This is a genomic window from Streptomyces sp. NPDC090442 (assembly GCF_044769405.1).
Taxonomy (GTDB): Bacteria; Actinomycetota; Actinomycetes; order Streptomycetales; family Streptomycetaceae; genus Streptomyces.
This window is the reverse complement of record NZ_JBIVXW010000200.1, coordinates 1-2,786: the sequence shown is the minus strand read 5'-3', so window position 1 is coordinate 2,786 and position 2,786 is coordinate 1. Positions and strand designations below refer to the sequence as shown.

The 2,786-nt window shown below is 70.2% G+C and carries 2 protein-coding genes; both read right to left on the bottom strand.

Going from position 1 to position 2,786, the window contains the following annotated elements; translation table 11 throughout:
* Positions 1-200 precede the first annotated feature (200 nt).
* Positions 201-1,430, bottom strand: coding sequence for a GNAT family N-acetyltransferase (locus ACIQU6_RS44310; RefSeq protein WP_403488351.1), 1,230 nt, complete (start codon positions 1,428-1,430; stop codon positions 201-203).
* 226 nt (positions 1,431-1,656) lie between these two features.
* Positions 1,657-2,421, bottom strand: a complete 765-nt coding sequence (locus tag ACIQU6_RS44305) for an alpha/beta hydrolase (RefSeq protein WP_403488349.1) — start codon at positions 2,419-2,421, stop codon at positions 1,657-1,659.
* Positions 2,422-2,786 lie beyond the last annotated feature (365 nt).

Here is a 2,786-nt window from a genome sequence, read left to right as displayed (position 1 = left end):
GTGCCCGGCTACGCGAGACGCTCACAGTGGAGGAGAAGATCGAGCGGACCGTGGGAAACGTGACCGCGTTCCTCACCAAGGTCCAGGCATGAGGGTTCCCACCCTCCTACCGAAATGATCGACGCCTGCCACAGGCACTCGGGACGCCGACGAGCCGGGCGTCCGCCAACGAAACGTGCGTAAGGTCGGCGAGCGCGCCGTCAGAACCAGTGCAGGCAGTGCGGGGGAAGCTCGGTGCGGAAGAGGGCGTCGGCGAGAGGGGCGGCATCCGGGCGGTGGGCCCCGATGTGTCCGGCGCGCACGAGCGTGCTCGGGGCGGTGCCGCCGAGGTAGATCGAGCCCAAGTCCCTTACGTCCAGGGACAGGTCGGGCTCCCGGTCCGTTGGGACGCAGTCGGCCTTGCCCTCCCGGACGGTCAGCAGGTAGCGGCTGCGTTCGCCGAGGAACGGGTCGTCGACGTCGAGGGACAGCTCGCCGTCGGTGCACCAGCCGCGCGCGGTCAGCGCGCGCGGGACGTCCAGCAGCCGCACCCAGAGCCAGTCGGTGTCGTCGCTCACCTGGCCGGCGCGGAAGTCCGCCAACTGCCAGCGCAGCGGGTGCTCGGGCGGGACGTGCTTGAACACGACCTGAGTGACCAGGTCGTGTCCGAGCGCGAAGTGGGCCAGGGCTGTGAAGGCGTCGTCGTCGGTGGCGATGGTCTCGTCGACCGCCAGGGTTTCGGCGTCGACCAAGTAGCTGGCGTACCCGTTCGGGACGCCGTCGGGGTCCCGGTGGACGGCGACGTAACGCGGCGCCGGTGAGATCGGGGGCTGGCCCGCGCGCAAGGCCCACCAGCGGTGCGGCCGGGACAGGGCGCCGTGCTGTGCGCGGCGGTACCGGTCGTAGACCTCCTCCAGGATTTCGCCGCACTCGGCGCGGCGCAGCACCTCGACCGAGCCGCAACTCGGGCCGGTCGCTGGTGCGTTGACCGTTCCGCGCGCGCGTGGGAGGGCGAAAGCGGCCTGGCGGCGGGGCACGGTCAGACGCGTCGTGTGGGTCGCCGGTCCGTAGCCGAACCTGCCGTAGATCGGGAACTCGGACGCCAGCAGCACGGAAAGGATCTCCCCCCGGGCCCGCAGCTCGGCGAGCTGATGGCGCATCATCGCGCTGAGGACCCCACGGCGTCGGTGCGAGGGCAGGACGCCGACGCCAGTCACCCCGGCGACCGGGACGCCAGTCTCGCCAGGCAGGGTGAGCTCCAAGGAGTACGCGCCGGCGGTCCCCACGGGCCGCCCGCCCTCCGTGAGGGCGAGCAGGCAGCGGTCCATTTCGAGCGCCGACCACCACAACCCGCCACCCTCGACCGGGGTTTCCGGGAAGCGCCCGAACGCGGCATGGAGCGTTTCGACGAAGACGTCGACGTCCTTGTCGGTCGTGGGACGGATCTCCATCGCTGTCGCTGCCTCCTCGGATACCGGCACCACGACTCGTGGTGTCCGGCCACGATGCAGCGGCAACCCGTGGCCCGGTCAAACGAATTACGGCTCGGCCCGCGGCCAGCCCCAGCCCGGCGCCGGGAGGTGCGAGCGACGGTCGTGAACGAGGCGGCAGGCCGTGACCGCCCCGGGCCGCGGTAGCGGCGCGCGACCCGTGGACCGGGCGCCGCTACCGCTCACCTCAGGCCGCCGCGGTGACCGCCCCGCCAAGGTGCCGGGCGAAGAAACGCACCGCGCTGTCGGCCTCGAACCTGGGCATGTCCAGGTGCTTGCCCGCGTTGGCGTGCAACGTCTTCTCCTTCGAGGCGAAGGCGTCGAACAGCGCGAGGCCGGCCTCGCGCGGGATGAGTTCGTCGTCCCACTGCATGTGGAACTCGATCGGGATGGTGATCTGTTGCGCCCTGTCGACCAGAACATCGGGGTAGGTCGACAGGAAGACCGCGGCCGTGATCCTGGGCTCGACCGCTACCAGCGGCACCCCGATCCCGGTGCCCAGACCGATGCCGACGTAGCCCACCGGCCCCTCGGCGCCGATCTCCGGAAGTTGCTGGAGGGCGTCCAGAGTTGCCTGGTACTCGGGCACGGCGAGCTCCGCCAGGCGGGCGTTGTAGCGGACGACGATCGGGCCGACCGGCTCGCCCGCCGCCTGCGCTGCGCGCAGTTCGGCGATCTCCTGCTCGTCGTATGCGGTGCGGGGCCGGTCGCCGTGGCCGGGCGCGTCGATGACGGCGGCGTGGAAGCCGCAGCCGGTCACGAGACGGTGGGCGCGGCCCGGCATCGACGGATGCCTCTTGTGGGCGCCGCCGCCGTGGCCCATCAGGACCAGGGGCGCGCGATCGGCGCCGGAGGCCGGCAACCAGAGAACTCCGGGGATGTCACCCACGGTGAAGTCGCGCTCGATCATGCCGTTCGAGGACGACTCGGCGGTGAATTGCAGAGGGTACATAGGTGTTGCCTTTCGGGAGTGCCTTGTGGTCGAGGCGCTCCCGGCGACACCTACGTCAATCGCCGGCCGTGACGGGAAAAGGGGAGCACCCACGTCAGTACTGCGTTCATGGGTCTCACCTCCTCGGGCGGTGTCACGGTCGATGGAAAGCTACAAGCCCGATCCTCATGCCGTCCAATCCTTTTTCCCAGTCACGTGATCACGGAGCCGGGCGGGCCCTCTAGGTGTTCTGTCCACGGAGGTTGGTGACAGGGGTCTCGGTCGAAAGATCTTGAAATGGGTGAGGGCCTGCTGGCCTGGTGTGGATTGCGAGATCTGCACCAGCGACCAGAAAGGCCCTCGTGCCCCACCGTAATGCACCCCTG

Excerpts from the sequence above, each read along its gene's own strand:
- ACIQU6_RS44310 (WP_403488351.1), bottom strand. The coding sequence starts at position 1,430 with ATGGAGATCCGTCCCACGACCGACAAGGACGTCGACGTCTTCGTCGAA.
- ACIQU6_RS44305 (WP_403488349.1), bottom strand. The coding sequence starts at position 2,421 with ATGTACCCTCTGCAATTCACCGCCGAGTCGTCCTCGAACGGCATGATC.